The 22,798-nt window shown below is 68.1% G+C and carries 17 protein-coding genes; 6 read left to right on the forward strand and 11 right to left on the reverse strand.

The window, feature by feature from the left end; all coding sequences use genetic code 11:
- Positions 1-9: 9 nt before the first annotated feature.
- The 9 genes from BMH31_RS09625 to BMH31_RS09665 form a co-directional block, all read right to left on the reverse strand.
- Positions 10-1,170 (reverse strand): acyltransferase, encoded by a 1,161-nt coding sequence (locus BMH31_RS09625; RefSeq protein WP_143469839.1) that lies wholly within the window; start codon positions 1,168-1,170, stop codon positions 10-12.
- Positions 1,171-1,197: 27 nt separating this feature from the next.
- Positions 1,198-3,447 carry a CDP-glycerol glycerophosphotransferase family protein gene (locus BMH31_RS09630; protein WP_099722776.1) on the reverse strand — a complete coding sequence of 750 codons (2,250 nt, stop codon included), beginning with the start codon at positions 3,445-3,447 and terminating at the stop codon, positions 1,198-1,200.
- Between the two features lie 79 nt (positions 3,448-3,526).
- Complete coding sequence (locus BMH31_RS15840) at positions 3,527-4,657, reverse strand: ABC transporter ATP-binding protein (protein ID WP_099722777.1); 1,131 nt, start codon at positions 4,655-4,657, stop codon at positions 3,527-3,529.
- Positions 4,641-5,507, reverse strand: coding sequence for an ABC transporter permease (locus tag BMH31_RS09640; RefSeq protein ID WP_099722778.1), 867 nt, complete (start codon positions 5,505-5,507; stop codon positions 4,641-4,643). The genes BMH31_RS15840 and BMH31_RS09640 overlap by 17 nt, the downstream gene beginning before the upstream one ends.
- 2 nt (positions 5,508-5,509) lie before the next feature.
- Positions 5,510-6,241, reverse strand: a complete 732-nt coding sequence (locus BMH31_RS09645) for a DapH/DapD/GlmU-related protein (RefSeq protein ID WP_099722779.1) — start codon at positions 6,239-6,241, stop codon at positions 5,510-5,512.
- Positions 6,238-7,233 (reverse strand): Gfo/Idh/MocA family oxidoreductase, encoded by a 996-nt coding sequence (locus tag BMH31_RS09650; protein WP_099722780.1) that lies wholly within the window; start codon positions 7,231-7,233, stop codon positions 6,238-6,240. The genes BMH31_RS09645 and BMH31_RS09650 overlap by 4 nt, the downstream gene beginning before the upstream one ends.
- Positions 7,234-7,279: 46 nt before the next feature.
- Positions 7,280-9,283, reverse strand: a complete 2,004-nt coding sequence (locus BMH31_RS09655; RefSeq protein WP_099722781.1) for a DUF6541 family protein — start codon at positions 9,281-9,283, stop codon at positions 7,280-7,282.
- Complete coding sequence (locus BMH31_RS09660; RefSeq protein ID WP_099722782.1) at positions 9,280-9,654, reverse strand: DUF2304 domain-containing protein; 375 nt, start codon at positions 9,652-9,654, stop codon at positions 9,280-9,282. Before BMH31_RS09660 ends, BMH31_RS09655 begins: the two co-directional genes overlap by 4 nt.
- A 9-nt stretch (positions 9,655-9,663) precedes the next feature.
- The gene (locus BMH31_RS09665) at positions 9,664-10,368 is read right to left on the reverse strand and encodes a glycosyltransferase family 2 protein (RefSeq protein WP_099722783.1); all 705 of its coding nucleotides are present in this window, start codon (positions 10,366-10,368) and stop codon (positions 9,664-9,666) included.
- Between the two features lie 158 nt (positions 10,369-10,526).
- Between BMH31_RS09665 and BMH31_RS09670 the strand changes: the two genes are divergently transcribed.
- The 6 genes from BMH31_RS09670 (at position 10,527) to BMH31_RS09695 (ending at position 20,699) form a co-directional block, all read left to right on the forward strand.
- Positions 10,527-13,457, forward strand: a complete 2,931-nt coding sequence (locus BMH31_RS09670; protein WP_099747363.1) for a cell wall-binding repeat-containing protein — start codon at positions 10,527-10,529, stop codon at positions 13,455-13,457.
- Between the two features lie 154 nt (positions 13,458-13,611).
- Positions 13,612-15,330, forward strand: a complete 1,719-nt coding sequence (locus tag BMH31_RS09675) for a cell wall-binding repeat-containing protein (RefSeq protein ID WP_099722785.1) — start codon at positions 13,612-13,614, stop codon at positions 15,328-15,330.
- A 152-nt stretch (positions 15,331-15,482) separates the two neighbouring features.
- Positions 15,483-16,595 (forward strand): DegT/DnrJ/EryC1/StrS family aminotransferase, encoded by a 1,113-nt coding sequence (locus BMH31_RS09680; protein WP_099722786.1) that lies wholly within the window; start codon positions 15,483-15,485, stop codon positions 16,593-16,595.
- A 14-nt stretch (positions 16,596-16,609) separates the two neighbouring features.
- Entirely contained in the window at positions 16,610-17,770 is a 1,161-nt protein-coding gene (locus BMH31_RS09685; RefSeq protein ID WP_099722787.1) for a glycosyltransferase family 1 protein, read from the forward strand.
- Positions 17,767-19,545 carry an ABC transporter ATP-binding protein gene (locus BMH31_RS09690; RefSeq protein ID WP_099722788.1) on the forward strand — a complete coding sequence of 593 codons (1,779 nt, stop codon included), beginning with the start codon at positions 17,767-17,769 and terminating at the stop codon, positions 19,543-19,545. The genes BMH31_RS09685 and BMH31_RS09690 overlap by 4 nt, the downstream gene beginning before the upstream one ends.
- A complete protein-coding gene (locus BMH31_RS09695) occupies positions 19,542-20,699 on the forward strand; it encodes a glycosyltransferase (RefSeq protein ID WP_099722789.1) in 1,158 nt (385 codons plus the stop codon). The genes BMH31_RS09690 and BMH31_RS09695 overlap by 4 nt, the downstream gene beginning before the upstream one ends.
- Here the strand turns inward: BMH31_RS09695 and BMH31_RS09700 are convergent, their stop codons facing one another.
- Complete coding sequence (locus BMH31_RS09700; RefSeq protein ID WP_099722790.1) at positions 20,700-21,563, reverse strand: glycosyltransferase; 864 nt, start codon at positions 21,561-21,563, stop codon at positions 20,700-20,702.
- The gene (locus BMH31_RS09705; protein ID WP_241898239.1) at positions 21,560-22,726 is read right to left on the reverse strand and encodes a glycosyltransferase; all 1,167 of its coding nucleotides are present in this window, start codon (positions 22,724-22,726) and stop codon (positions 21,560-21,562) included. Before BMH31_RS09705 ends, BMH31_RS09700 begins: the two co-directional genes overlap by 4 nt.
- Positions 22,727-22,798 lie beyond the last annotated feature (72 nt).

Raw genomic sequence — 22,798 nt, forward strand, 5'->3', positions numbered from 1 at the left:
TGGGTGGCATCAGGCGGGGCGAGCCTCTTGCGGCTGTTCCACGGAGAGAGTTTCGCGAGCGGAGCGTCCGACTTTCCGGGCCAGCCTCATCGATGGTCGTTCGACGATGAGGAAGAACACCCAGGAAGTTGCCAATGCCGCAGGAATCGCAATGAGCGCGACAGTGATCATGGAGGCATCGGGCCACGCATGACGAACGGTCAGGATCGCCGTCTCATGAACCAGATAGAGGCTGAAAGAGACACGCCCGAGCCACTGCAGCGGAGCCGAGGTCAGCACTCGGTTGGCACGGTCCCAGTGCGCTGCGAGCAGGACGGCGCACACGGCTCCGAGCAGGACCGCGAGGGACAGCCACTTGGATGCCCTCCACGGAAGTCCGAGCGGAATCGGCCACCAGCGAGCGGTCAGGAGAATGACTGTCGCGCCGAGGAACAGGAAGCCAGCGTATGGTCGCCGCAGTGCTCGTTCAGTGAGACGCTGCAGGCTGCCCCAATGGACGGCGACGAGCGAACCGACTGCGAAAACCGGGAGGTAGAGCAGCTCTGGCCATCCGGTAGCAATTCCGACCGCGAGGGTGGCCGCGACGAGTGCAAGTTTTGCCGGCCACCATCGAATCAGCAGGAACGCCCATGCTCCGAAGATTGGGAGCGCGAGCGAGAACCAGACCTCCCAGCGCAGTGACCAGAGCGGGCTCAGCGCAAAGTCCGTATCACCCCAGAGGAGCGAGAGGTCTGTGCGGAGGGAACCCGGACTGTACTCCGCGGCGCGGCGGGAGAGCCATGTGGAACTCTGTCCGGTGGCTGAACGAGGAATGAGCAGCATCGATGCTGCCGCGAGGAGAACCGCAGCGCATACCGGAACATACAGCCGGACGATTCTTCGGGGATAGTAGGCGAACCAGTCGAAGTCTGCTCGGCGGGCTGAGAGCGTGAGCACGATTCCGCTCAGGACGAAGAACAGCTGCACGGCTTCCGGACCGGCCCACAGGATGTGGAGCGGAGTCAGTGCCACCCACCAGGCGGGAGAGCCGAAACTCGGCATCTCCGCGAAATCGTACGCCAGCGAAAGCGTTGGCACCATGACCGCGATGTGCCCGAGGAGGACGACAAGAGCGGCGACCCCGCGAAGGCCATCGAGGCTTCGGATGCGCTGAGCACTGGACGAGGACATGAGCACGACACTATTCGATCGGTGCGATCACCAGTTCCGATTCAGCCGGTAGAGGTCGAGTTCGTCGAGGAAGTCCAGAAGATCGATTTGCGGCTTGTAGGCGTATCGATCGAGGAACGCCTGATCCTGAAGCACGGTGGGCTGGTGGCGGATCAGGTCCGCGGCACCTTCCGCGGTTTCCGTGACCAGCGGCGCGAAGTCCCGCCACATATCGGGGTAGAGGCCGCGTTCCGCTTCGAATTGCTCCGGGTCGGCGCAGTAGAGCGCTACTGGGATGCCCGAGGCGAAGCAATCGAAGACGACGGAAGAGTAATCGGACACGACCGCGTCTGAAATGAGGAGAAGGTCTTGGATGTCGAAGCTGCTCGCGTCGATACAGCGCTCATGGGCCGAGTGGCCGCCGCCGCCCAGATAATCGTGGCCGTGACTGATCACGAAGTAGTCTTCGCCGAGGACATCGGCGAGGGCCGAAGGAGCGAGCTCGTAGCTGTGGTCCTGCTCTTCCGTGGGGAGACCGTAGTTGTGATCTCGCCAGGTCGGCGCGTAGAGCACGACTTGTTTACCGTCCGGAACCTGAATCGTCGACCGGATCGACTGCTTGAGTGCCTCGTCGTCTCGGTGATCGAGGAGGAAGCGCACCCGAGGATACCCAGTCTGCAGGATCCGGGAAGCGGGGAAGAGGAACGCGGAGCTGAACTTCTCTCGTGCTGCGTCACTGTCGGCCAGAAGATAGTCCCACTTCTGGATGTCCCGGTGCTTCACTACCTTGTGCTCGGCGCGCGCAGAGATGATGCGGGACTCGTGGCTGTCGAACAGTACACGTTTGAAGGGAGTGCCGTGCCAGAGCTGGATCCAGATGGAATCGGGGTGCTTTGGCAACTTCGGAGGAACCCATGATTCAAGGAATACGATCGACGCCTTCGCCAAGGCCTTGCGCACCAGCGCGTGATCGGTGGGATCGATCCGCTGCGCGGGGTTGACCCGTTCGTCCTCGGTGATGAACAGACGCGGATGCGCCGCGAAGCGGGAGTCGTTCTCCAGGATTTCGAAGAGTGCGCGAGAGTTACCTGCATAGCGGTGGTCGAAACCGTAGAAGAGAAACGCGCCTTCGAGTTTCATGTCTGCCTGCTCGACTGCCGAAGAGACGAGAGCCAGAGCTTTCCGTCGTGCCCGCGCTTCGCGCTGCTGGAGGCGAAGGTTCCGGCGTTTCTTGAGGTCGTTGAGTCGCCGCTTGACTTTCGGTGCGGTCCGGTTCCGCAGCGTGATGACGCTGTGGAATAGGCGATGCCGATGCTTGGTGAATACCCCGTGGCGCACGAAGGTGCGCAGATAGTGGTTCACCGGCACATCGGCGGCGAGCTCGATCGGGAAAGCGGAGAATGCTTCGACGAAGTCGTGGGAGTACTGGGCTCGGTGCTGCGGTGGGACACGGGACGCAGAGTATTCCATGAACTTCTGCAGGTGGTACTTCGCGAAGTAGGTGAGGGTGTGAGCAGAGCGGTTCTGGAGCTTCGGGAGTGTCTCACGAATGGCGCGGATATGACCGATGGCGTGCCTGTCCGTCTGCCGGAGCATTTGCGTCGTTGAAGCTTGATTTGGTTGGATCACATACAGCGGTGAATGAATCAGGGACACTCTGGTCGCGCGATTCGCAGCGAGAACGTAGAAGGGATTGTCTTCGTAGATGTACCCCTCGCCGAACCTGAGACCGTGATGATCGAGGAATGACTTCCGATACAAGCTCGTGACCGAGAAGAAACTGACGGTGTCCATGAGCTCGTCGCATTCCGGACCTTCGAGTGTGCGTCGTCGCCAGATGTTCCGGACATTGAAATAGTTGAACGCCTTCGAACGGTGCCGCAGTGCGCTTGCGAGTTTCCAATCGAAGTGCACGAAATCCGAGTCGTCGGCCTTCGCCCGAGCGACCGTGAGTTCGAGGGTGAGCGGTTCAAGGAAATCGTCAGCGTCGAGGAACAGGATGAAATCCCCTCGGGCGTCCTCGAGCGCGCGGTTGCGCGCGATACCTTGTCCCTGGTTCTCCTGGTCGATGATGCGGAGCCGCGGGTCGGCGGCTGCATTTCGTTCGAGGACCCGTTGGCTGCCATCGTGAGATCCGTCGTTGACAGCGATGACTTCGAGGTTTCTGTGCGTCTGCGCGAAGACCGAGTCGAGACAGCGCTGCAGGAACGGCTTAGCGTTGAACACCGGAATGATCACGGAGACCAGTGGCGATGCAAGCTGGACGCGTTGCGAGTCCTGAGAAACCGTTCTGCTCATTCAGAATATTCTAAGAACTCTTTCAGGAAACTACAAATGAGTCGGGTCTCAGGTCCCAGCACCCAAGAACCCGCAACGCTCAGTTCGCGTCGAAGCGCATGCCGCCTTCGATGGCGAAGCCGGCTGTGCCGTTCTGGAATTCCATGGTGCGCAGCTCGTAGTTCTCGAGGATGCCGCGCGGCGCCCCGACCATGAAGCCCCACGGTCCCTGTGGCCCGCCGGCCTTGCGGTACGCCGCGAGGAAGACACCCTTGCCGAGCCCGACGGTGGCGTTCTCGGCGCCGAGCCGCGAGGCGAGCGCGGTCGAGGAGGTGATCATGCCCTTGTCGAACTCCTGCACGAACCCTCCGCCGTTCTCGGAGATCTCGAGCTGCGGGCCGAGCGGGCGGCCCCACCGCCCCGGGTCCTTGCGGTAGAGCTCGTAGATCCCGTCGACGATCGGATAGTGGTTCTCGTCCTCATCGCGGCGGGGCTTCACGAACTCGACGGCCTCGTCGATGGGCCCGTCGAAGATCATTCGCCCCTTCTCGAGCACGATGCCGCGCTCGCAGAGCTGCTGCACCTGGCTCGCGTTGTGGCTGACCACGAACATCGTCTTGCCCTGGTCCTGCAGCTCGAGCATGCGCGTCGTGCACTTCTGCCGGAACTGGGCGTCGCCGACCGAGAGGATCTCGTCGACGAGCAGCACGTCGAGTTCGGTGTGGATCGCGACCGAGAAGCCGAGGCGCGAATACATGCCCGAGGAGTAATGCTTCACCTCGGTGTCGATGAAGTCGCCGATTTCGGAGAACGCGAGGATCGAATCGAAGCGATCGTCGGTCTCCTCCTTTGACATGCCGAGGATCGCCGCGTTCAAATAGACGTTCTCGCGGCCGGTGAGGTCGGGATGGAACCCCGCACCGACCTCCAGCAGGCCGGCGATGCGGCCACGGGTGCGCACCCAGCCCTGGTCGGGCGACATCACGCCCGACAGCAGCTTGAGCGTGGTCGACTTGCCCGAGCCGTTGCGGCCGAGCAGCGCGACCGACTGCCCCTCGGGCACCGAGATGGAGATGCCGTCGAGGGCATTGAAATCGCTCGACAGCGGCTTGCGGCGCAGCGACGCGATGAACGTCTCTTTGAAGGAGTGCGTGTGCTTGATCTTGAAGGTCTTGCGCACATCGTTCAGCACGATCGCGGGACGCGGGTCGACCTCAGAGGTTCTGGGCAAAGGACCCCTCCAGTTTGCGGAAGACGAGCTGGCCGATCACGAGCGTCGCGAGCGAGATCGCGAAGCCGATGAGGACGAAGGTGAGCAGGTTGTCGGGCCGCGCCTGACTCGGCTCGAGCGGCAGCCAGAAGGCGTCGTGGAACAGCTCGACGGCTCCGGTGATCGGGTTCGACATGTAGATGTTGTAGAGCCAGAGGGGCGCCTTGTCGTGCACCATGCTCCAGACGTAGAGCACGGGCGAAGCCCAGGTGGAGAACATCAGGATCAGGTCGACGAAGTTGCGCGCGTCGCGGTACGAGACGTTGATCGCGCCGAAGAACAGCCCGAGGCCCAGCGCGAACAGCATGATGATGACCATGCCGGCGAGGAACGCGAGGATCTGCAGCCAGCCGAAGGTCCACCCGCAGAAGAGCGCGACCACGAACAGCAGCGCTGCCTGCGGGAGGAAATGGATCAGCGCGACACCGGTCGCTGCGACGGGGAAGAGTTCGCGCGGCAGGTAGATCTTCTTGATGAGCGATCGGTTGTCGACCACTGCGTTGGTCGTGTTGCGCAGCGTCTCGCTGAACAGGTTGACCGCGACGATGCCCGCGAACAGGTACACGGGGAAGAACTCCATGTTGTGGTTCGCCCGCATGATGACCCCGATGACGAGGTAGTACATGAGGAACTGAGCGCCGGGTCGCACGTAGGACCAGACCCAGCCGAGCACGGAACCGTGGTACCGCGTCGCCACGCCCTTCTTGAGCAGGAGGGAGAGGAGGTAGCGATGTCGGAAGACGTCGAACAGGCCTCGACTCGCGCCGGGGACCCGATAGTCCGGGTCGCTCAGGACCGAAGTGTCGCTCACGGTCAGATTCTATCGGCCAGGGAGGCAGGGCGGAGTTCGCCGTGGGAGCGCCACCAGGTGACGATCTCCGAGAGCTGCTCGAGCTCGGGGGCGACCCATCCGTCGACCAGCAGGTCGCCGCCGCGGTAGGCCGCGAGGAGGGCATCGGCGACCGCAGCGGGGTACCCCGCCCGGTCGAGGCCGACGGCATTGATGCCGGCGACACGGGGAGGTGTGCCGTAGACCTTCGCGAAGGGCGGCACGTCGCGGGTCACGGGCGTGCCCATGCCCACCATCGCGCCGTGCGCGATGATGCGGCGCTGGTGCACGACGGCGTTCATGCCGATGTTGACCCGGTCGCCGATAGCGCAGTGACCGCCGATGCTCACGCCGGCCGACACCGTGGAATCGGCGCCGAGCAGCACGTCGTGCGCGAGGTAGGCACGGTTCAGCACCCAGCTGCGCGCGCCGACCGTGGTCTCGCGGTAGCTGCCCTGGTGGATCACCGCGCCCTCGCGGATCACCGCACCGGCGCCGATGCGCACGCCCGCGTGCTGCAGGTCGCCCGTCCATGCGGTGTTCTGCGGCAGGTTGCTCATCTCGGGCGGTGCGCCGATCATCGCGCCGGCGCCGATCCAGGCGCCGTCCTCGATCGCACAGGGACCGAGAATCACCGCGCCGGGACCGATCGAAACGCCCTCGCCGATCTCGACGCCCTCGCCGATGAACGCGGCGGGGCTGATCGCGTCGCTCATGCGCGCGCCGTGAGGTCCAGCGAGACGCCGGTCTTCGCGGACTCGATCGCGGCCTCGGCGACGCGCAGGGTCTCGGTGCCCTCGCGCAGGGTGACGGCGTCGGAGCGGACACCGAGGATCGCATCGCGGAACGCCTCGTGCTCGGAGCGGAGGGGCTCGCGCTTTTCGAGGGCGAACCGCGTCACGGTGCCCTCGCTCACCCCCCGGAACGCCGCTACGGCGTCCCACGACCCGGCGTGCGTGCCGTTCTCGAAGAAGGTGAGGTCGGCGGTGAGCGTGTCGGCGACGAAGGCGCCGCGTTCGCCGGTCACGAGGGTGAGGCGTTCCTTGAACGGGGTCAGCCAGTTGACGATGTGGTTGACCATGATCCCGTTGGCGAGCTTGCCAGTGATCGAGACCATGTCCTCGTGTTCGCGCCCGGAGCGGTGCGTCGTCTGGGCGGCGAGGGTCGCGTAGTGCGACTGCGCGAGCCAGGCCGTGAGGTCGATGTCGTGGCTGCCGAGATCCTTCACGACGCCCACGTCGGCGATGCGCGCGGGGAACGGACCCTGACGGCGGGTCTGGATCTGGTAGACCTCGCCGAGGTCGCCGTTCGCGATGCGCTCGCGCAGGCTGATGAGGGCGGGGTTGAAACGCTCCACGTGGCCGACGGCCGCGACCTTTCCGGCGGCCTCGAACGCGGAGACGAGGCGCTCGGCAGCGGGGAGCTCGTGCGCCACGGGCTTCTCGATGAGCGCGTGCACGCCGGCCTCGGCCAGTGCGAGACCGACCTCCTCGTGGAACTTGGTGGGGACGGCGACGACGACCGCATCCACTCCGGCGTCGATGAGTCCCTGCACCGAATCGAACATCGGCGTCTCGCCGGCGACGCCGTGGGGATCGCCCATCGCGTCAGCCACGGCGACGAGGTCGATGCCCTCGACCTCGCGAATCACCCGGGCGTGGTGGCGCCCCATCATGCCGAGGCCGATCAGGCCGTACTTGATCGTCACGTCTTCTCCCAACGGTTCGGTAGCCGAGCGTTCCCAGTGTAGGGAATCAGATTGTGCAGCCGGTGATCTTGTAGAGGACCGCTTCGCCCTGGCGATCGACCTCGGTGAGGACGTCGCTGCGCTCGACCCCCGAGATGCCCAGGTAGGGCAGGGCCCGCTTGGTTCCGGGGAACACGTACTCCCTGCCGAAGTCGAGCACGAACTCGACCCGCAGGTCATTCGCGGCCCGGCAGGCCTCGACGCTGCCGCGGTCGAGGCTCTCGGTGAGTTCGGTGATGCGCGGGTCGTAGCTGCCGCCGGTGTGCGGCACGAGCACTCGGCGATCTGCGAGCGCGTAGGCGAGCGCCCCGCCGTTCCAAGGGTTGTCTGCGATGACGGCGTCGCCGGGGACATGCTCGGGCAGACGCTCGAGCAGCGCTCGCTCGTCCGGGGTGAGCAGCCGGGACGCACTGTCGAATTCGTATTTCGAGCTGACGTAGTTCACGCCCGCAAAAGCGCCCGCGCCCTGAGTCGCCGCGAGCAGGAAGGCGGCGCCGAACAGTGCCCAGAGGGTCCGGTGCAGCGCGACGCGGGATCCACCGAACATCCGTGCCACCCGGCGGAATGCGGTGCCGGCGATGGCGGCGGCGGTGGAGGCTCCCGCGACTGCGAGCGGGATGGCGCCGAGCGGGACGAGCGCGGCGAGCCGCCACGGGTCGTTGTACCAGGGGGAGAGGAAGAAGGTGCGCCAGTCAGCAGGCGGGAAGCCGTCGGCGATCACGTAGAAGGAGATGAGGACGAACGAGACCCCGAGCAGCCACCGCCGTCCGCGGCGGGCCGCGATGAGCAGCGCTCCGAGGAGCACCAGGACGGTCACCGGCCAGTTGTGGCCCTCGAGTCTCGGCGTCGAGCCGACTGCGTCGAGTACTGCGTCGAACGGGGTCTCGTGGGAGCCGCCCCAGGGATGGTCGGAGGTGCGCCCGACGTACCAAGCGCCCCCGACGGCCGCTGCGAAGAGGGCGAGGCCCGCCACGGCGAGGACCGTGCGTGCCCCGCGCCCGATCTTCGGCTCGAGGAGCAAGCCGCTCGAGGCGGCGATGCGTCCACCGCGGATCGCGCGGATCGCAGCCGCGATGGACGGCGCCGCGAGCCAGAGCAGCAGGACATGGATTGCGTTCGGGTGCGCCAGGGTCGCCGCTCCCAGTGCGCCGAGCAGCAGGAGCCAGCGGGTGCCCGGTGCGAGCGGGTCCGCGCGCCGGGCCGGGCCGAGATCCATCAATTGCAGCGCGGCGACGAGAACGAACGGCAGGAGCGCCGTCGACAGGAGGTTCGGGTAGAGCACGCCGAACCCCGCCAGCGAGAGGGGGAAGCTGGGGAACGCCGCAGCGACGATGCCGGAGACGACCGTGGTCCGCACGTTCGGGCCCGCGACGGCGCGGCCGAGCGCGACGGCGCCGATCGGCCAGACGACGGCGCAGACGGTGAACAGGGCGGCGTTGGTCGCCAGCGGGATCGAGGCGCCCGAGAGCTGAGCGATCAGGGCGACGTAGCCGTGCCAGAGCGTCGGATAGAAGGCCGGATGACCGGGGCTCGACAGGTCCATCGCGAGCGGTGAGGCGTTCCCGGTATCGAGGATGAGGCGCACCGCGTTGAGGTGGAAGATCGCGTCGTAGGTCTGCGAGATCGCATCTGCCGACTTGAGGCTCAGGACGAGCGTCGTGGCGATCGCGGCGCCGCCGATCGCGGCGGCTCCGACCGGGACCCAGAGCCGGTGGGGTCGAGCGGTGCGGGAGCCGTGTTCGCGCCGCGGTGCGCCGAGCCATTTTCGGAGCGCGAGCAGCACGAGCGCGAGCAGCGCTGCCAGCGCGAACGCCGGAATGATGCTCCACCGGATGCGGGCGATGCCTGCGATGAACGGTGCGAGCGCGAGTACTGCGAAGCCGGCGGGGATCGCGACGATGGCGATCGCGAAGCCGCGCAGGCGGAGCGCGAGCGCCGCCGGGAGACCGAGGATCGCGAGGATCCCGAGCGCGACGAGGAGCGGCGGTACCAGCGGCAGCCAGGCGTTCACGAGCCCAGGCCGCCCTTTCGGCCGTCGCTCTCGGCCCGCTCGCGGCTGCGGGCGTCCATGAGTGCGACGGCGCGGGCGAGCTGGGTCACCCGGGCGTCACTGCGGGCCTTCGCGCGGATCGTCGCGACGGCGAAGGCCATGACGGCGATGATGAAGACGTAGAGCAGGAGGTCGGTGCCGCGTCCGATGCCGAAGAGGTGGGCGATCTCGGTCAGCACGTTCGGGAACAGGATCGCGAGCACCGCCGCGATGACGAACAGGATCGCGAAGATGCGCTTGAGTGCGAGCGAGCGCTCGCCGGGGAGGAACCGCACGGCGAGCGCCGCGACGAGGACCACGCCGAGGATGAGGAGGAGCTGGAAGATGGACATGTCGCGCCCCTATCGGATGATGAGGTCGATGAGGATGTTGACCGAGTTGAGCAGCGACTGCCCCTTGGCCTTGGAATACTCGCTGTAGATGACCTCGACGGGCTGCTCGGCGTAGGGGAGGCCGGTGCGGCCGAGCTGCACGACGATCTCGGTGCCGTGGGCCATGCGGTCCTGGCGGAGGCGGATCCGGCTCAGCGCGTCCTGCCGGATCACGCGGAGACCGTTGTGCGCGTCGGTGAGCTTCGTGCGCGTGGTCCAGTTGGTGACGGCGACCGCGGTCTTGAGCACGATCTTCTTGAGGAGGCCGGGCTTCGTGCGATCGTCGAGGAAGCGGGATCCGAACACGATCGCGAGGTCCTCGGCGCGTGAACGGTCGAGCATCGCCACCGCGTCTGCGACACGGTGCTGGCCGTCCGCATCGAAGGTGACGACGTACTTCGCACCGCGCTCGAGCGCGTACTCGAAGCCGGTCTGCAGCGCCGCGCCCTGCCCCAGGTTGATGGGGTGGGTGACGAGGCGCGCACCCGCCTCGGACGCGATCCGGCCGGAGCCGTCGCTCGACCCGTCGTCGATGCAGACGACGTTGGCGAAGTCGGGCCGGAGGCCTCGGATCACCTCGCCGATCACCGTCGCCTCGTTGTAGAGGGGGATCACGACCCAGGTGTCGGCGTTGCCGGGAGCTGCGGTCGCGCTCGCGGGCGAAGGGTCAGTCATGTCACTTATTCTGACAGATGCGCGCTGAGCGTCGAGGACCTGCACGGAGAAGTCGCGAGCGGTGCTCCGGCTTGTGCCCGGCTGGGACAGCAGCTAGCGTGGACGCGAACCTTCAAGCATAACTTGAATGTTTGAGGGCAACAGGAGGGAAGCGCGGGATGGCGCCGAAACGACCGATCGCGCGTCTGCGCGCCCTGCTCGCGCTCGCGGTCGGGGTCGGTCTGCTCGCCGCTCCCCTCGCCGCGGTCGCGCCCGCGCAGGCCGCTCCCGTCGTCGGCTTCGAGGCCGGCAACATCATCGCGGATTCCGTCTTCTACAACGGCAATGCTCTGACTGCGGCGCAGGTGCAGACATTCCTGAACGGTCAGGTGCCGCGCTGCACGATCGGGGATCCCGGCCGGGCGCCCGGCACACCGATGTACGGCTCCACCGTTGCGAAATCCTGCCTGCGCAACTTCACCATGAGTACGTCGAGTCGCGCCGCCAACGCCTACTGCTCCGCCTATCCGGGCGCCGCGAACGAATCGGCCGCGGCGATCATCGCAAAGGTGGGAAAGGCCTGCGGGATCAGCCAGAAGGTCCTGCTCGTCATGCTCGAGAAGGAGCAGAGCCTCGTCGGGGACACCTGGCCGACCGTCCGCCAGTTCGACGTCGCCATGGGATACGCCTGCCCCGACTCGGGCCCGAACAACTCGGCGAACTGCGATCCGACGCAGACGGGCTTCTATCAGCAGGTCTACCGCGCTGCCTGGCAGCTCAAGGTCTACAAGGCGTTCCCGAACGACTACAACTACCGGCCGTCGCGGAACAACACGATCCAATGGCACCCGAACGCCGGGTGCGGCACCTCTCAGGTGTACATCCAGAACTGGGCGACCGCGGCCCTCTACATCTACACGCCCTACCGGCCGAACCAGGCAGCGCTCAACGCGGGGTGGGGCACGGGTGACGCCTGCTCGTCGTACGGCAACCGGAACTTCTACAACTTCTTCAAGACCTGGTTCGGCAGCACGCAGCTGCCCTACTCGGTCGACGGCGGGATCCTCTCCTACTGGCAGGCCAACAACGGCTGGTTGGGCGCTCCGACCGCCGCGCCCGTGTCGAGCACCGCCAACGGGGGCGGACGTTCGCAGCAGTTCGCGGGCGGCATCGTCTACGAACCGAAGAGCGGACAGCCGGCGGGCATGACCCGTACGAGCCCGCTGTTCATCGCCTACGGCAATGCCGGCGGCCCGGCCGGATCCTGGGGATGGCCGCTCTCTCCCGGAGTCAATCAGGGCGGTTCCGGCAACACGGTGATGCGCTTCCAGTCGGGCTCCGTGGTCGAGGCCAAGGGCGTCGGCGTGTTCCTGATCCCCGAAGCGCTTCGCGTCGCCTGGGAGCAGAGCGGCGGGTTCAACGGGTCCGTCGGCTATCCGCTGAAGAACTCGGCGAAGTCGCCGAGCGGTGCGCTGGGGCAGGACTTCAAGAAGGGCACCATCGTCTCCACCGGCGTCGGCGGCGCACGCGTCGTCGACGCGCGCTTCCTGGCCGCCTGGCGCGCGCTCGGCGGGCTCTCGGCTGCCGCGGGCGTTCCTGTCGGCGCGCCGGTGGCGAGCACCGCGAACGGCGGCGGGACGACCTACCCGCTGCAGTTCGGCACGATGTACCTCTCGCCCGGCGGATCATCGACCCTCGTCGCCGGTCGATACCGCACGGCCTACGATGCGACGGGCGGGGTCGGGGGAGCATTCGGCTGGCCCGTCGGACCCATGCAGTGCCAGCTCGCCGAAGACGGATGTGCGACCCCGTTCCAGTTCGGGGTCGGGCTGTGGAGCGGCGCCTCTGGGCTCGTGAAGGTCTCGCCGAAGACCTACGCGGCGTGGAAGCCGAGCGCAGCGAAGCTCGGATACCCGAAGACGCCCGCCACGGCCGTCGGCACAGGCGCATCCGCGGGCACCGTGCAGCGTTTCGCCGCCGGTGACGTCTACGAGTCGAAGGCCGGCGCGTTCGTGCTGCCCGATGGCAAGCTCCGCGACGGATACCTGGCCGCGGGTGGGCCGACCGGGCCGTGGGGGTGGCCGACGGGCGCCGTGACCTGCGCTGCCGACGGCAGCCGGTGCTCCATGCCCTTCGCGACGGGTACCGCGACCTGGACCGCGACCGGCGGGCTGGACTTCGTCAAGGACCTGCAGGGCGTGCCCAAGCAGCGGATCAGCGGCGGCGACCGGTTCGATACCGCGGTCGAGGCCTCGAAGGCGGGCTACCCCACGGCGGCCGGAACCGTGCTCATCGCGAACGGCCTCGACTACCCCGACGCGCTGAGCGCCGGTGCGCTCGGCGCGAAGTGGAAGGCCCCGCTGCTCCTCGCGCGCCCGTCGAGCCTGCCCGCGTCGACGCGGGCCGAGATCGTGCGGCTCAAGCCGAATCGCATCGTCGTGGTCGGAGGGGCCGGGGCCGTGAGCGACGGCGTCGTCGCCGAGCTCAAGAAGCTCGCCGCACGGGTGGATCGGGTCTCGGGCCCCGACCGCTATGCCACCTCGATCGCCATCGCGCAGCAGGGGTGGTCGAAGGGGACCGCTTCGCAGGCCTTCCTCGCAACGGGGACCGGTTTCGCCGACGCGCTCGCCGCGGGTGCCGCGGCCGGCGTAGTGAATGCGCCGGTACTGCTCGTGCCCGGAAACGCGAGCAGCGCCCCGGCTTCCGTGACCGCGGAGCTCTCCCGACTCGGGGCCACTCAGGTGCGCATCGCGGGCGGCACCGGTGCCGTCTCCGCCGGCATCCAGAACTCGGTCGCCGCGGGTCGCTCGGTGGTGCGGTACGCGGGGACCGACCGCTACGACACGTCGGCGCGCATCGCGAACGGCATCATCGCGAAGGGTGCCGGAGTCGACGTGTACTGGGCGAACGGCCTCGGATTCGCCGATGCGCTCGCGGGAGGCGCGGTCGCCGGTTCGCGAGGCGCGCCGCTGCTGCTCACCACGTCGAGCTGCGTTCCGGGCTCCGTCTTCGACGCGACGGGCCGGGTCGTGGGGAATCGGATCCTGCTGCTGGGCGGTGCGGGCGTGCTCGACGGCGGCGTGCTCGCCGGGCGGCGCTGCCAGTCCTGACCGAGCCGGGTCGCTCGCGGCCCGATTCCGGCCGCGGCCGGATGGGGCACAGGGGTTTTCGGTATCGCCGCACCATTGGGTATATTCCCCCTGTGAGTTTCTTGTGCTCGGAGACTCCGAATCTCATCCCCCCGAATGAAGCGAGAGATCAAAGATGATTCAGAGAAAGTCCGCGTTCGCGGTCGCAGCGATCGCGAGCTGCGCACTGATCGCCGGCCTGGCGACCCCCGCATGGGCGGAGGACGCGGCGCCGCAGCCGATCGCGCCGCAGCCGACCGCTCCGGCCGAGACGCCGGATGCCGGGAACGCCGCGCCGGAGAGCCCCGCCGCCGAGGCTTCGACCCCGGACGCCCCGGCTGCCGATGCACCGGCGGCGACCTCGCCGGCCCCCGCTGCGCCCGATGCGCCGGCGCAGGCCCCGTTCGGATCGATCGGCACGCAGATCGGAGAGCGCTTTGCGAGCGTCGCGGGCGATCCCGAGATGGGTGCCGCGGGCTACCAGAACGGCACACGCAACGCGCGGATCGCCGGTGATGATCGATTCTCGACGGCCGTTGCGGTGTCGAAGCACGGATACCCGACCACAGCGGCGACCGTCATTGTCGCCAACGGGCTGAACTACCCGGACGCGCTCAGTGCCGGAGCGCTCGGCGCGAAGTGGAAGGCGCCCCTGCTCCTCACGCAGCCCGGTGCGCTTCCCGCGTCGACCAAGGCCGAGATCGCGCGGCTCAAGCCGAGCAAGATCGTCGTCGTCGGCGGCATCGGCGCGGTGAGCGCAGGCGTGGTCAAGACGCTCAAGGGCCTCGCCGGCAACGTCGAGCGCGTGTCGGGTGCTGACCGCTATTCGACCTCCATCGCCATCGCTCAGGCCGGTTGGCCGGCGGGCGCGGCGAGCAACGTGTTCCTGGCGACCGGCACCAACTTCGCCGATGCGCTCGCGGCCGGTGCTGCGGGTGGCAAGCTCAAAGCTCCGGTCCTGCTCGTACCGGGCAACGCCGGTTCCGCTCCCGCCCCCGTCAAGGCCGAGCTCTCCCGGCTCGGCGCGACCAAGGTCCGCATCGCGGGCGGCACGGGAGCGGTCTCGACCGGGGTGCAGAAGTCGATCGCCTCGAACCGGACCGTCGTGCGCTACGCCGGAGGCGACCGCTTCGACACCTCGGCACGCATCGCGAACGACACCGGGATCTACCCGTCGAATCCGCAGGTGAACACCTACTGGGCGAACGGCCTCGGCTTCGCCGACGCGCTCGCGGGCGGCGCCGTCGCAGGGGCGAAGGGATCGCCCCTGCTGCTCTCGACGCCGAGCTGCGTCACCTCCAGCGTCTACACCGCGAACGACCGAGTCGCGGGGGCCAACACCTACCTCCTCGGCGGAGCGGGTGCGCTCGGCAACACCGTGCTGTGGGGCAACGAGTGCATGAAGGCTCCGGCCGGCGCGAACGCGACCAACGCCAGCGGGATGCAGTGGCTCTACAACCAGATCAACGCCAAACGCTACGCGGCGAACCTGTCGGGCTTCCGCCTCGGCGACTCCACGACCTGGGCCGGTCACGCGACCGGTACCCCCGCCTACAGCTGGGCGCTGCGCAACCGGACGAACCGCAGCTACGCCGCGAACCCCGCTCTCGGCACCCAGCAGCCGTGGGTGGAGTACGAGATCACCGGCCGCCACAACACCTACGGGGGGAAGAGTCACCTGACGAACACCTGGAACGGCTTCATGTCCGACTCCACGATCAAGAGCCAGATCCTGGTGCCGACGCCCAACGTCCGCGGCGTTGTCAGCGTCGGGTACGCGGTGACGGCGAACGAACCGGGCTACGGCGCAGTCGGCTACAGCGTGATCTACATTGGGGCCGTCGACCAGAGCTGAGGTTCGGTCAGCCGCCCCGCAGGGGGCGTCCGGCGGGCCGGGAGCGTGAAAACGTTCCCGGCCCGCCGCCGTTTCATCGGCGACCCGGCGGGGCACGGTATTCTCGTGGGTGCGTTGACCCAGCGCGCCCGTTTCAGAAAGGTCGCATATCCATGGCACCCGAGTTCATCCCTGCAGCGAAGCCCATCATCGGCGACGAGGAGCGCGCGGCCGTCGACCGCGTGCTGCGCTCCGGCATGATCGCTCAGGGCCCCGAGGTGAAGACCTTCGAGCAGGAGTTCGCCGAGCACTTCGTGCAGGGACGCACCACGGTCGCCGTCAACTCGGGCACCAGCGGTCAGCACCTCGGGCTCCTCGCCGCGGGCGTCGGCCCGGGCGACGAGGTCATCGTGCCGTCGTTCACCTTCGCCGCGACGGGCAACTCGGTCGCGCTCACCGGGGCGACCCCGGTATTCGTCGACATCGAGCCCGACTTCTTCACGCTCGATCCCGAGTCGGTGCGCGCTGCGATCACGCCGCGCACCAAGGGGATCATGCCCGTGCATCTCTACGGGCACCCGTTCCTGGTCGACCAGATCGAGGCCATCGCGCAGGAGCACGGCCTCGCGATCTACGAGGACGCGGCGCAGGCGCACGGCGCGAGCTGGGACGGCCGTCCGGTCGGCACCCTCGGCGCGTTCGCCATGTTCAGCCTCTATCCGACCAAGAACATGACGTCGGGCGAGGGCGGCATGGTCACCTGCTCCACCGAGGAGATCGCCCGGCAGATGCGCCTGCTGCGCAACCAGGGCATGGAGACCCAGTACGCGAACGAGGTCATCGGCTTCAACACCCGCATGACGGACATCCACGCGGCGATCGGCCGCGTGCAGCTGACCAAGGTCGACGGCTGGACCGCGCAGCGTCAGCGGAACGCCGCCGCGCTGAACGCGGGCCTCGCCGACATCGCGGGCGTGCAGACGCCGAAGGTCCACGAGAACGCCGTGCACGTGTACCACCAGTACACGGTCCGACTCGACGCTGGTGAGCGCGATCGCATCCACACCGCGCTGAAGGAGGAGCACGGTGTCGGCTCGGGCGTCTACTACCCGATCCCGAACCACCGACTGCCCTCGCTCGCGCGCTTCGCTCCGGGGCTCGACCTGCCCGAGACCGAGCGGGCCGCCCGCGAGGTGCTCTCGCTGCCGGTCCACCCGTCGCTCACCGAGGGCGATCTCGAGCGCATCGTGACCGCGGTCTCCGCGGTCGTGCGTGCCGGACGGTGAGCCAGCGGCGACCCGTGAATCCGTTCGCAGCGCTGAGATCGCGCGCGCTCCAGGCGCTGACCATGGCGCGCCTCATGCAGCGGGGCGTGCTGAAACCGGACCCGACCCCGGTGGGCGGGCCCGATGAACGCGTGTTCATCGGGCCCGCGAACAGCGCAGGGCAGGGCGATCAGTGGGCGCGAGCGCTCGAACGCGCACGCACGGGGACCCGTGCGACGAGCATGCAGATCGTCTCCGACGACGTGTTTCGGTTTCCCGCGGACCTGACGGTCCACGCGGGGTACGCGGCGTTCTCGAAGGCGTGGCAGCGGCGGCAGTTCGCGGCGCTCTCCGAGTATCGCGCGGTGCTGGTCGAATCGAACCGCGGGGTCCTCGGACGCTTCCGGGGCACCGATGCGCTGGAGCAGGCCGACCTGCTCCAGCGCTCGGGGGCGCAGGTGGGGCTCATCTTCCACGGCAGCGACATTCGGGATCCTGAGACCCGCATCCGTTCTGACCGTGATTCCTATTTCGGCGCCGACGCTGAGTTCACCGCGACCATGTCCGGGGTCACGAAGCGCAGTCGGCGACTCATCGAGGAGTCCGGGCTCCCGGTCTTCGTCTCGACGGTGGACCTGCTGACCGAGGTGCCGCACGCGAGCTGGCTGCCGGTCGTCGTCAGCCCCGAGGACTGGGCCGGCGCGCCGGCTCCGCTCTCGCACGGGGGCGTGCCGCGGGTCGTGCACGTGCCGTCGAAGTCCTTGATCAAGGGCACCGATCTGATCGAACCGCTGCTGAACGAACTGCACGCCTCCGGCGTCGTCGACTACCGGCGGGTGACCGGCGTGCCGCACGCCGAGATGCCCGAACTCTACCGGGGCGCCGACATCGTTCTGGATCAGTTCCGTGCCGGGCCGTACGGAGTCGCGGCGTGCGAGGCCATGGCCGCTGGACGGATCGTGATCTCTCATGTTCCGGATCTCGACCGGGAGCGGGTCGCGGAGCTCACCGGGCATCGGCTGCCGATCATCCAGGCGCGGCACGACGAACTGCGCGACGTGCTGACCGCGGTGCTGGCCGAGCCCGCCGAGGCGCTCGCACGCGCCGCCGCAGGCCCGGCATACGTCCGCAGCATCCACAACGGCGACCGCAGCGGTCAGGTGCTGGCCGATTGGCTCGACCGAGGAGAACGATGAAGAGTATTTGGGCGACCCTGCGGAAGCTGTTCACGGTTCTGCCGGAAGGCGCGAAGTCCTATTACGTCGGGTACTCCATCGCGACGGGGCTGCTCGCGATCCTCGACACGCTGGCGCTCGCGCTCATCGTGCTCGTGGTGACGCCGCTCGCCTCCGGGAAGCCGATCGAGCTCCCGCTGCTCGGCGTCATGCCTCAGGATGCCACGATCTGGATCGTGGTCGCGATCTGCGTGCTCTTCATCATGAAGGGCGTCTTCGCCGTGATCCTGCACTGGTTCGCGACCCGGCGCTTCGCGCGCTACGAGCTCTACGTCGGCGACCAGCTCTTCCGCGGATACACCCGCGCGAGCTGGGAGAAGCGCTCCCAGATGAGCACCGCCGAGGTGACGCGTGTGGTCGACAGCTCGATGGCGAACACGAACATCGGGTTCATCCTTCCGCTGTCGCAGATTCCCGGGAACGCGCTGACCTTCGTCTCGGCGCTCGCGGTGCTCGTCGTCGCGCAGCCGTTCACCGCGCTCATCGCGTTCGTGTACCTGTCGCTGGTCTCCGTGTTCATGCTGTTCGTCGTGTCGCGGCGCTCTCAGCGGGCCGGCCGGAACAACCGGGAGTACGCCTACCGGGCGGCGACGATCATGACCGAGATGGTCGACGCGCTCAAGGAGGTCGTGCTGCGCGACAAGCTCGACGAGATCGGTCGCGTGGTCTCGAAGAACCGCTCCGTCGCGACGCGCGCCCGGGCAAACATCTCGTTCCTGGGGATCGTGCCCAAGTACGCCTTCGAATCGGCGCTCATCGGCGGGTTCCTCATCATCGGCGGCGCCGCATACCTGCGGGGCGGATCATCCGAGGCCCTCGTCGCGATCTCGCTGTTCGCCGCGAGCGGCTTCCGTATGATGCCCGCGATGAACGCGGTGCAGGCGAGCTTCACCTCCGCCGCGGCGAACCAGGTCTACGCCCAGGACGTGATCCGGGAGCTCACCGATCTGCGGAATGGCAGCGGGATCCAGGAGGAGCGTCAGGACGTCGCCGAACTCCCCGCGGGACCGCAGCGCCTCACCCTCGAGAACGTGCACTTCCGGTATCCGGGCGCCGATGAGGACGTGCTCAAGAACGTGAATTTCACGGTGCCCTTCGGCTCGAGCCTCGCGATCGTCGGTCCGTCGGGTTCCGGGAAGTCCACGCTCATCGACCTGCTGCTCGGCCTCAGCGTTCCGACGAGCGGGTCGATGCGGATCGACGGCGCGGAGCTGCGCGACGTCATGCGGCAGTGGCGGAATCGGGTCGGGTACGTTCCGCAGCGCGTCGCGCTGTTCGACGCCTCGATCGCGCAGAACGTCGCGCTCACCTGGGAGGCCGATTACGACTCCGAACGCGTCATGCACGCGCTCCGGCGTGCGCACCTCGGAGAACTCGCCGACCGCGGCGCAGGCATCGAGGAGCGCGTGGGCGAGCGCGGCGCATCAATCTCCGGCGGGCAGCAGCAGCGCCTCGGGATCGCACGCGCACTGTACTCGGATCCCTTCGTCATGGTGATGGACGAGGCGACGAGCGCCCTCGACACCGCGACCGAGAACCGAGTCACGGAATCGATGCGCGAGCTGCAGGGCGAAGTGACCTTCATCACGGTCGCGCACAGGCTCGCCACGATCCGCGAGTATGACCAGGTCTGCTATCTCGACCGGGGTGAGATCCTCGGCAACGGAACCTTCGAGGAGGTGGTCGAGCAGGTTCCGGAGTTCCGGCTCCAGGCCGAGCTCGCCGGACTGCTATGAACGCCGTATCGCGCAGCGGCGCCAAGCCGAAACTGCTCATCCTGTCCTTCACCGAGATCGTGCACGACGCGCGGGTGAAGAAGCAGGCGTTGCTCTTCGCCGAGGATTTCGAGGTCGTGACCTGCGGGTACGGCGAGGCGGTCCGACCCGACATCGAGCACGTCCGGCTCGATCCCTCGGTGCCCTCGGTCGCGAAATACCTCGAGGCGGTCCTCGTGCGCAGCCGCCTCTACGGTGCCGCGTTCGCAACGGACTTCCGGTCACGGCGAGCGGCCGAGCTGCTGCGCGGGCGCCGATTCGACGCGGTGATCGCGAACGAGCTCGAGACGCTGCCGGTGGCCTATCGCCTCGTCGCGCCCGAGCGCGTGCTCCTCGACCTGCACGAGTTCTACCCGGGGCTCCACGACGACATCCCGGTCTGGGTGCAGGTGCGCAAGCCCTACCAGGAGTGGCTGCTGCGGCGGCGCGGGACGCGGGCCGGCGCAGCCACGACGGTCTCCGACACGATCGCCGAGCGCTACCGCTCGGAGTTCGGGATCCCCTGCGGCGTGGTGCGCAACGCGGCTCCCTACCGAGAGGACCTCGCGCCCGGCGCCGTCGGCGACACCATCCGGCTCGTGCACGCCGGGGTCACGGCCGCGAACCGGCGCCCCGAAGTGATGATGCGGGCGGCTGCGCGATCGCGAACCGACCTCACCCTCGACCTCTACATGACCCAGCAGGACACCCCGTTCGGGCGGGAGCTGCAGGCCCTGGCAGCGGAGCTGGGGCCGCGGATCACGCTGCACCCGCCGGTGCCGCACGCCGAGCTGGTGGAGACGCTGAACCGCTACGATGCCGGTCTCCACGTGCTGCCGCCGACGAACACCAACATCGAGCTCGCTCTGCCGAACAAGTTCTTCGATTCCGTGCAGGCGCGGCTCGGCATGGTGATCGGCCCGACGGTCGACATGGCGAAGCTGCTCCGCGAATACGACCTCGGTGCCGTGGCCGAGGGCTTCGACGAGGACGCCGTGGTCGCGGCGCTCGACGCGCTCGACCCCGCGATCGTCGCCGTGTGGAAGGCGAACGCCGACGTGCACGCCCGCGAGCTCAGCGCGCAGGAGCAGCAGCGTGCGTGGCTGGAAGCGGTCGCCGGCCTCCTGGCAGCCTGATCAGAGGTACCAGCAGCGGTATCGGACCGATCCGCGGATCAGTCCCAGGTTGGTTCCGATACCGGCGTACGCGGCGTTTCGGCGCGACTCGTCCCGCCCGGCCAGGATCAGTTTCACGGTGTTCGCCGCGAGGACGATCGGCGCGAGGAACCGGCTGCGGCGCGGCATGCCCTGCGAGCGGAACTTCGCATAGAGCTGCGTGCGGCTGAGCCCCCACCCCATGCGCTGGTGCATGATCTCGCGCCCCGTCGGGCGGGAGTAGTAGGAGAAGCGGGCCTCGGGAGCGAACACCACCCGGTGCCCGGCGAGCTGGGCGCGGTAGAAGAAGTCCACGTCCTCCGCCGCGCCGGCGAACGTCTCATCGAGTCCGCCGAGCGCGTCGAACACCGAGCGGGCGAAACCGGCCTGGCCGCCGCCGACCGTGAATCGGCCCGGCCATGCGGCGTCGCTCAACGCCGAGATCTCTTCGAGCACCTCGCCGCTCTCGGCAGTGCGCACGATCGTGCAGGCGACGATGTCGGCGCCTTCGCGGAACTTCGCTGCGAATGCCGCGGCCCAGCCCGGCTGCACCTCGTCGTCGGCTCCGCAGAGCATCACGTAGTCGCCCGTGCTGGCCCGCACGCCGTCGTTCTGGGCGAAGACCGGGCCCTGGCCCCGTCCGGCGAAGACGTAGCGTACGCGATCGTCTCGGTCGGCGTACGCCTCGATCACCGCTTTCGTGCCGTCGGTCGACATGTTGTCGGCGACGACGATCTCGCGGAGCACGTCCGGGTCCTGCGCGAGCAGAGCGTCGAGCTGGCGCGGGAGCGTGCGCTCGCCGTTGAAGCACGGGATGACCGCCGAGAGCCGCGGGCCCGCGCTCATGATCGGGCTCGCTTCCGTCGCGGCTGCGAGCCGCTGAGCTCGATGGCGTCCGCGGCGCGGCGCGCCGCGGCACGCATGGAGACGTGCTGATCGGCCCACTCGGAGAGGCCCGGGCGGGACTCGGGAAGGACCGGACGCTCCGCGACCGTGCGCATCGCTTCGGCGATCGCCTCGGGAGTGTAGTCGACAGCGGTGCCGACTGGCGCTGTCGCGCTCGCGGCGTCCAGGAACGCGGCAGTCGGGCCGGGGCCGGCGAAGATCACCGGGCAGCCGCTCGCGAGCGAGGAGTACGCCTTCGTCGCGAAGGCGAACTCGTACCCGCCGTCGGGGAGCAGCGTCGCAAGTGAGGCCGTGGCGCCGGACAGTTCGCGCGCGAGCTCCGCCGGTTCGACCGGCTCGTCGAACACGATTGAGTCCGAAATGCCGAGCTCTTCGGCGCGCGCTGCGATCGCGGGGTGCTCGGTGCCGTGACCGATGAAGCGGAGCACGTACTCGGGGTGAGTGCTCGAGAACTCGGCGAACGCGTCAACCAGGACGATCGCTCCGTGCCACGCAGAAGCGCTGCCCGCGTAGACGAACTCGGTGCGGAGCGGCGCGGGGGAGTAGCGGAACTGGGCGGTGTCCGCCCCGCGGCCGGTGACATCGACGGGCTTCCGGATGCCCCAGGCTCTGATGCGGTCGGCGACCGATGCCGAGATGGTGATCACCCGGTCGGCACCGCCGATCGCCCAGCGCTCCAGACGTTCGAGGGTCCGCAGCACCAGCGACGACGACGTCGCGTGCGCGGCGGCGACCGACCAGAGATCGGCTGCGTCGTAGACGTAGGGGATTCCGCGCAGCCGGCAGATCGCACGCACGACGGCCCCCGTGGTGGGCGGCGGTTCGACGACGACGACGTCGGGCCGTTTGCGGAAGAGCAGCCGGAACGCCAGGGGCACGTCGAAGCTCAGGTACTGCAGATACCCGCGCACGTAGCCGCTTCGGTCGCGGAGCACGGGGAACAGGCGCAGGGCCTCGGGACGTTCGGGGACCGCGTAGCCCTTCGGCGGGCGCACGGTGAGCACCGTCACGTCGTGAGAGCGATCCACCAGCTCGGCCGCGAGCGTGCTCAGGAAGAATGACGCGGCGGACGGCTCCGGAAGGTAGATCCGCGAGACGATCACGACCTGCAAACCGGGGCTCCTCACGACGCGAATCGGCTCTCGACTCGGTTCCGACGAGTCTACCCGGTGGCT

The sequence above is a fragment of the Leucobacter sp. OLIS6 genome (assembly GCF_002752355.1).
Taxonomy (GTDB): domain Bacteria; phylum Actinomycetota; class Actinomycetes; order Actinomycetales; family Microbacteriaceae; genus Leucobacter.

Bases quoted from the DNA above. Each gene is read 5' to 3' on its own strand.
- BMH31_RS09660 (WP_099722782.1), bottom strand. From the start codon at position 9,654: ATGTCCATCTTCCAGCTCCTCCTCATCCTCGGCGTGGTCCTCGTCGCG.
- BMH31_RS09625 (WP_143469839.1), bottom strand. From the start codon at position 1,170: ATGTCCTCGTCCAGTGCTCAGCGCATCCGAAGCCTCGATGGCCTTCGC.
- BMH31_RS09645 (WP_099722779.1), bottom strand. From the start codon at position 6,241: ATGAGCGACGCGATCAGCCCCGCCGCGTTCATCGGCGAGGGCGTCGAG.
- BMH31_RS09670 (WP_099747363.1), top strand. From the start codon at position 10,527: ATGGCGCCGAAACGACCGATCGCGCGTCTGCGCGCCCTGCTCGCGCTC.
- BMH31_RS09690 (WP_099722788.1), top strand. From the start codon at position 17,767: ATGAAGAGTATTTGGGCGACCCTGCGGAAGCTGTTCACGGTTCTGCCG.
- BMH31_RS09665 (WP_099722783.1), bottom strand. From the start codon at position 10,368: ATGACTGACCCTTCGCCCGCGAGCGCGACCGCAGCTCCCGGCAACGCC.
- BMH31_RS09695 (WP_099722789.1), top strand. From the start codon at position 19,542: ATGAACGCCGTATCGCGCAGCGGCGCCAAGCCGAAACTGCTCATCCTG.
- BMH31_RS09680 (WP_099722786.1), top strand. From the start codon at position 15,483: ATGGCACCCGAGTTCATCCCTGCAGCGAAGCCCATCATCGGCGACGAG.
- BMH31_RS09700 (WP_099722790.1), bottom strand. From the start codon at position 21,563: ATGAGCGCGGGCCCGCGGCTCTCGGCGGTCATCCCGTGCTTCAACGGC.
- BMH31_RS09630 (WP_099722776.1), bottom strand. From the start codon at position 3,447: ATGAGCAGAACGGTTTCTCAGGACTCGCAACGCGTCCAGCTTGCATCG.
- BMH31_RS09675 (WP_099722785.1), top strand. From the start codon at position 13,612: ATGATTCAGAGAAAGTCCGCGTTCGCGGTCGCAGCGATCGCGAGCTGC.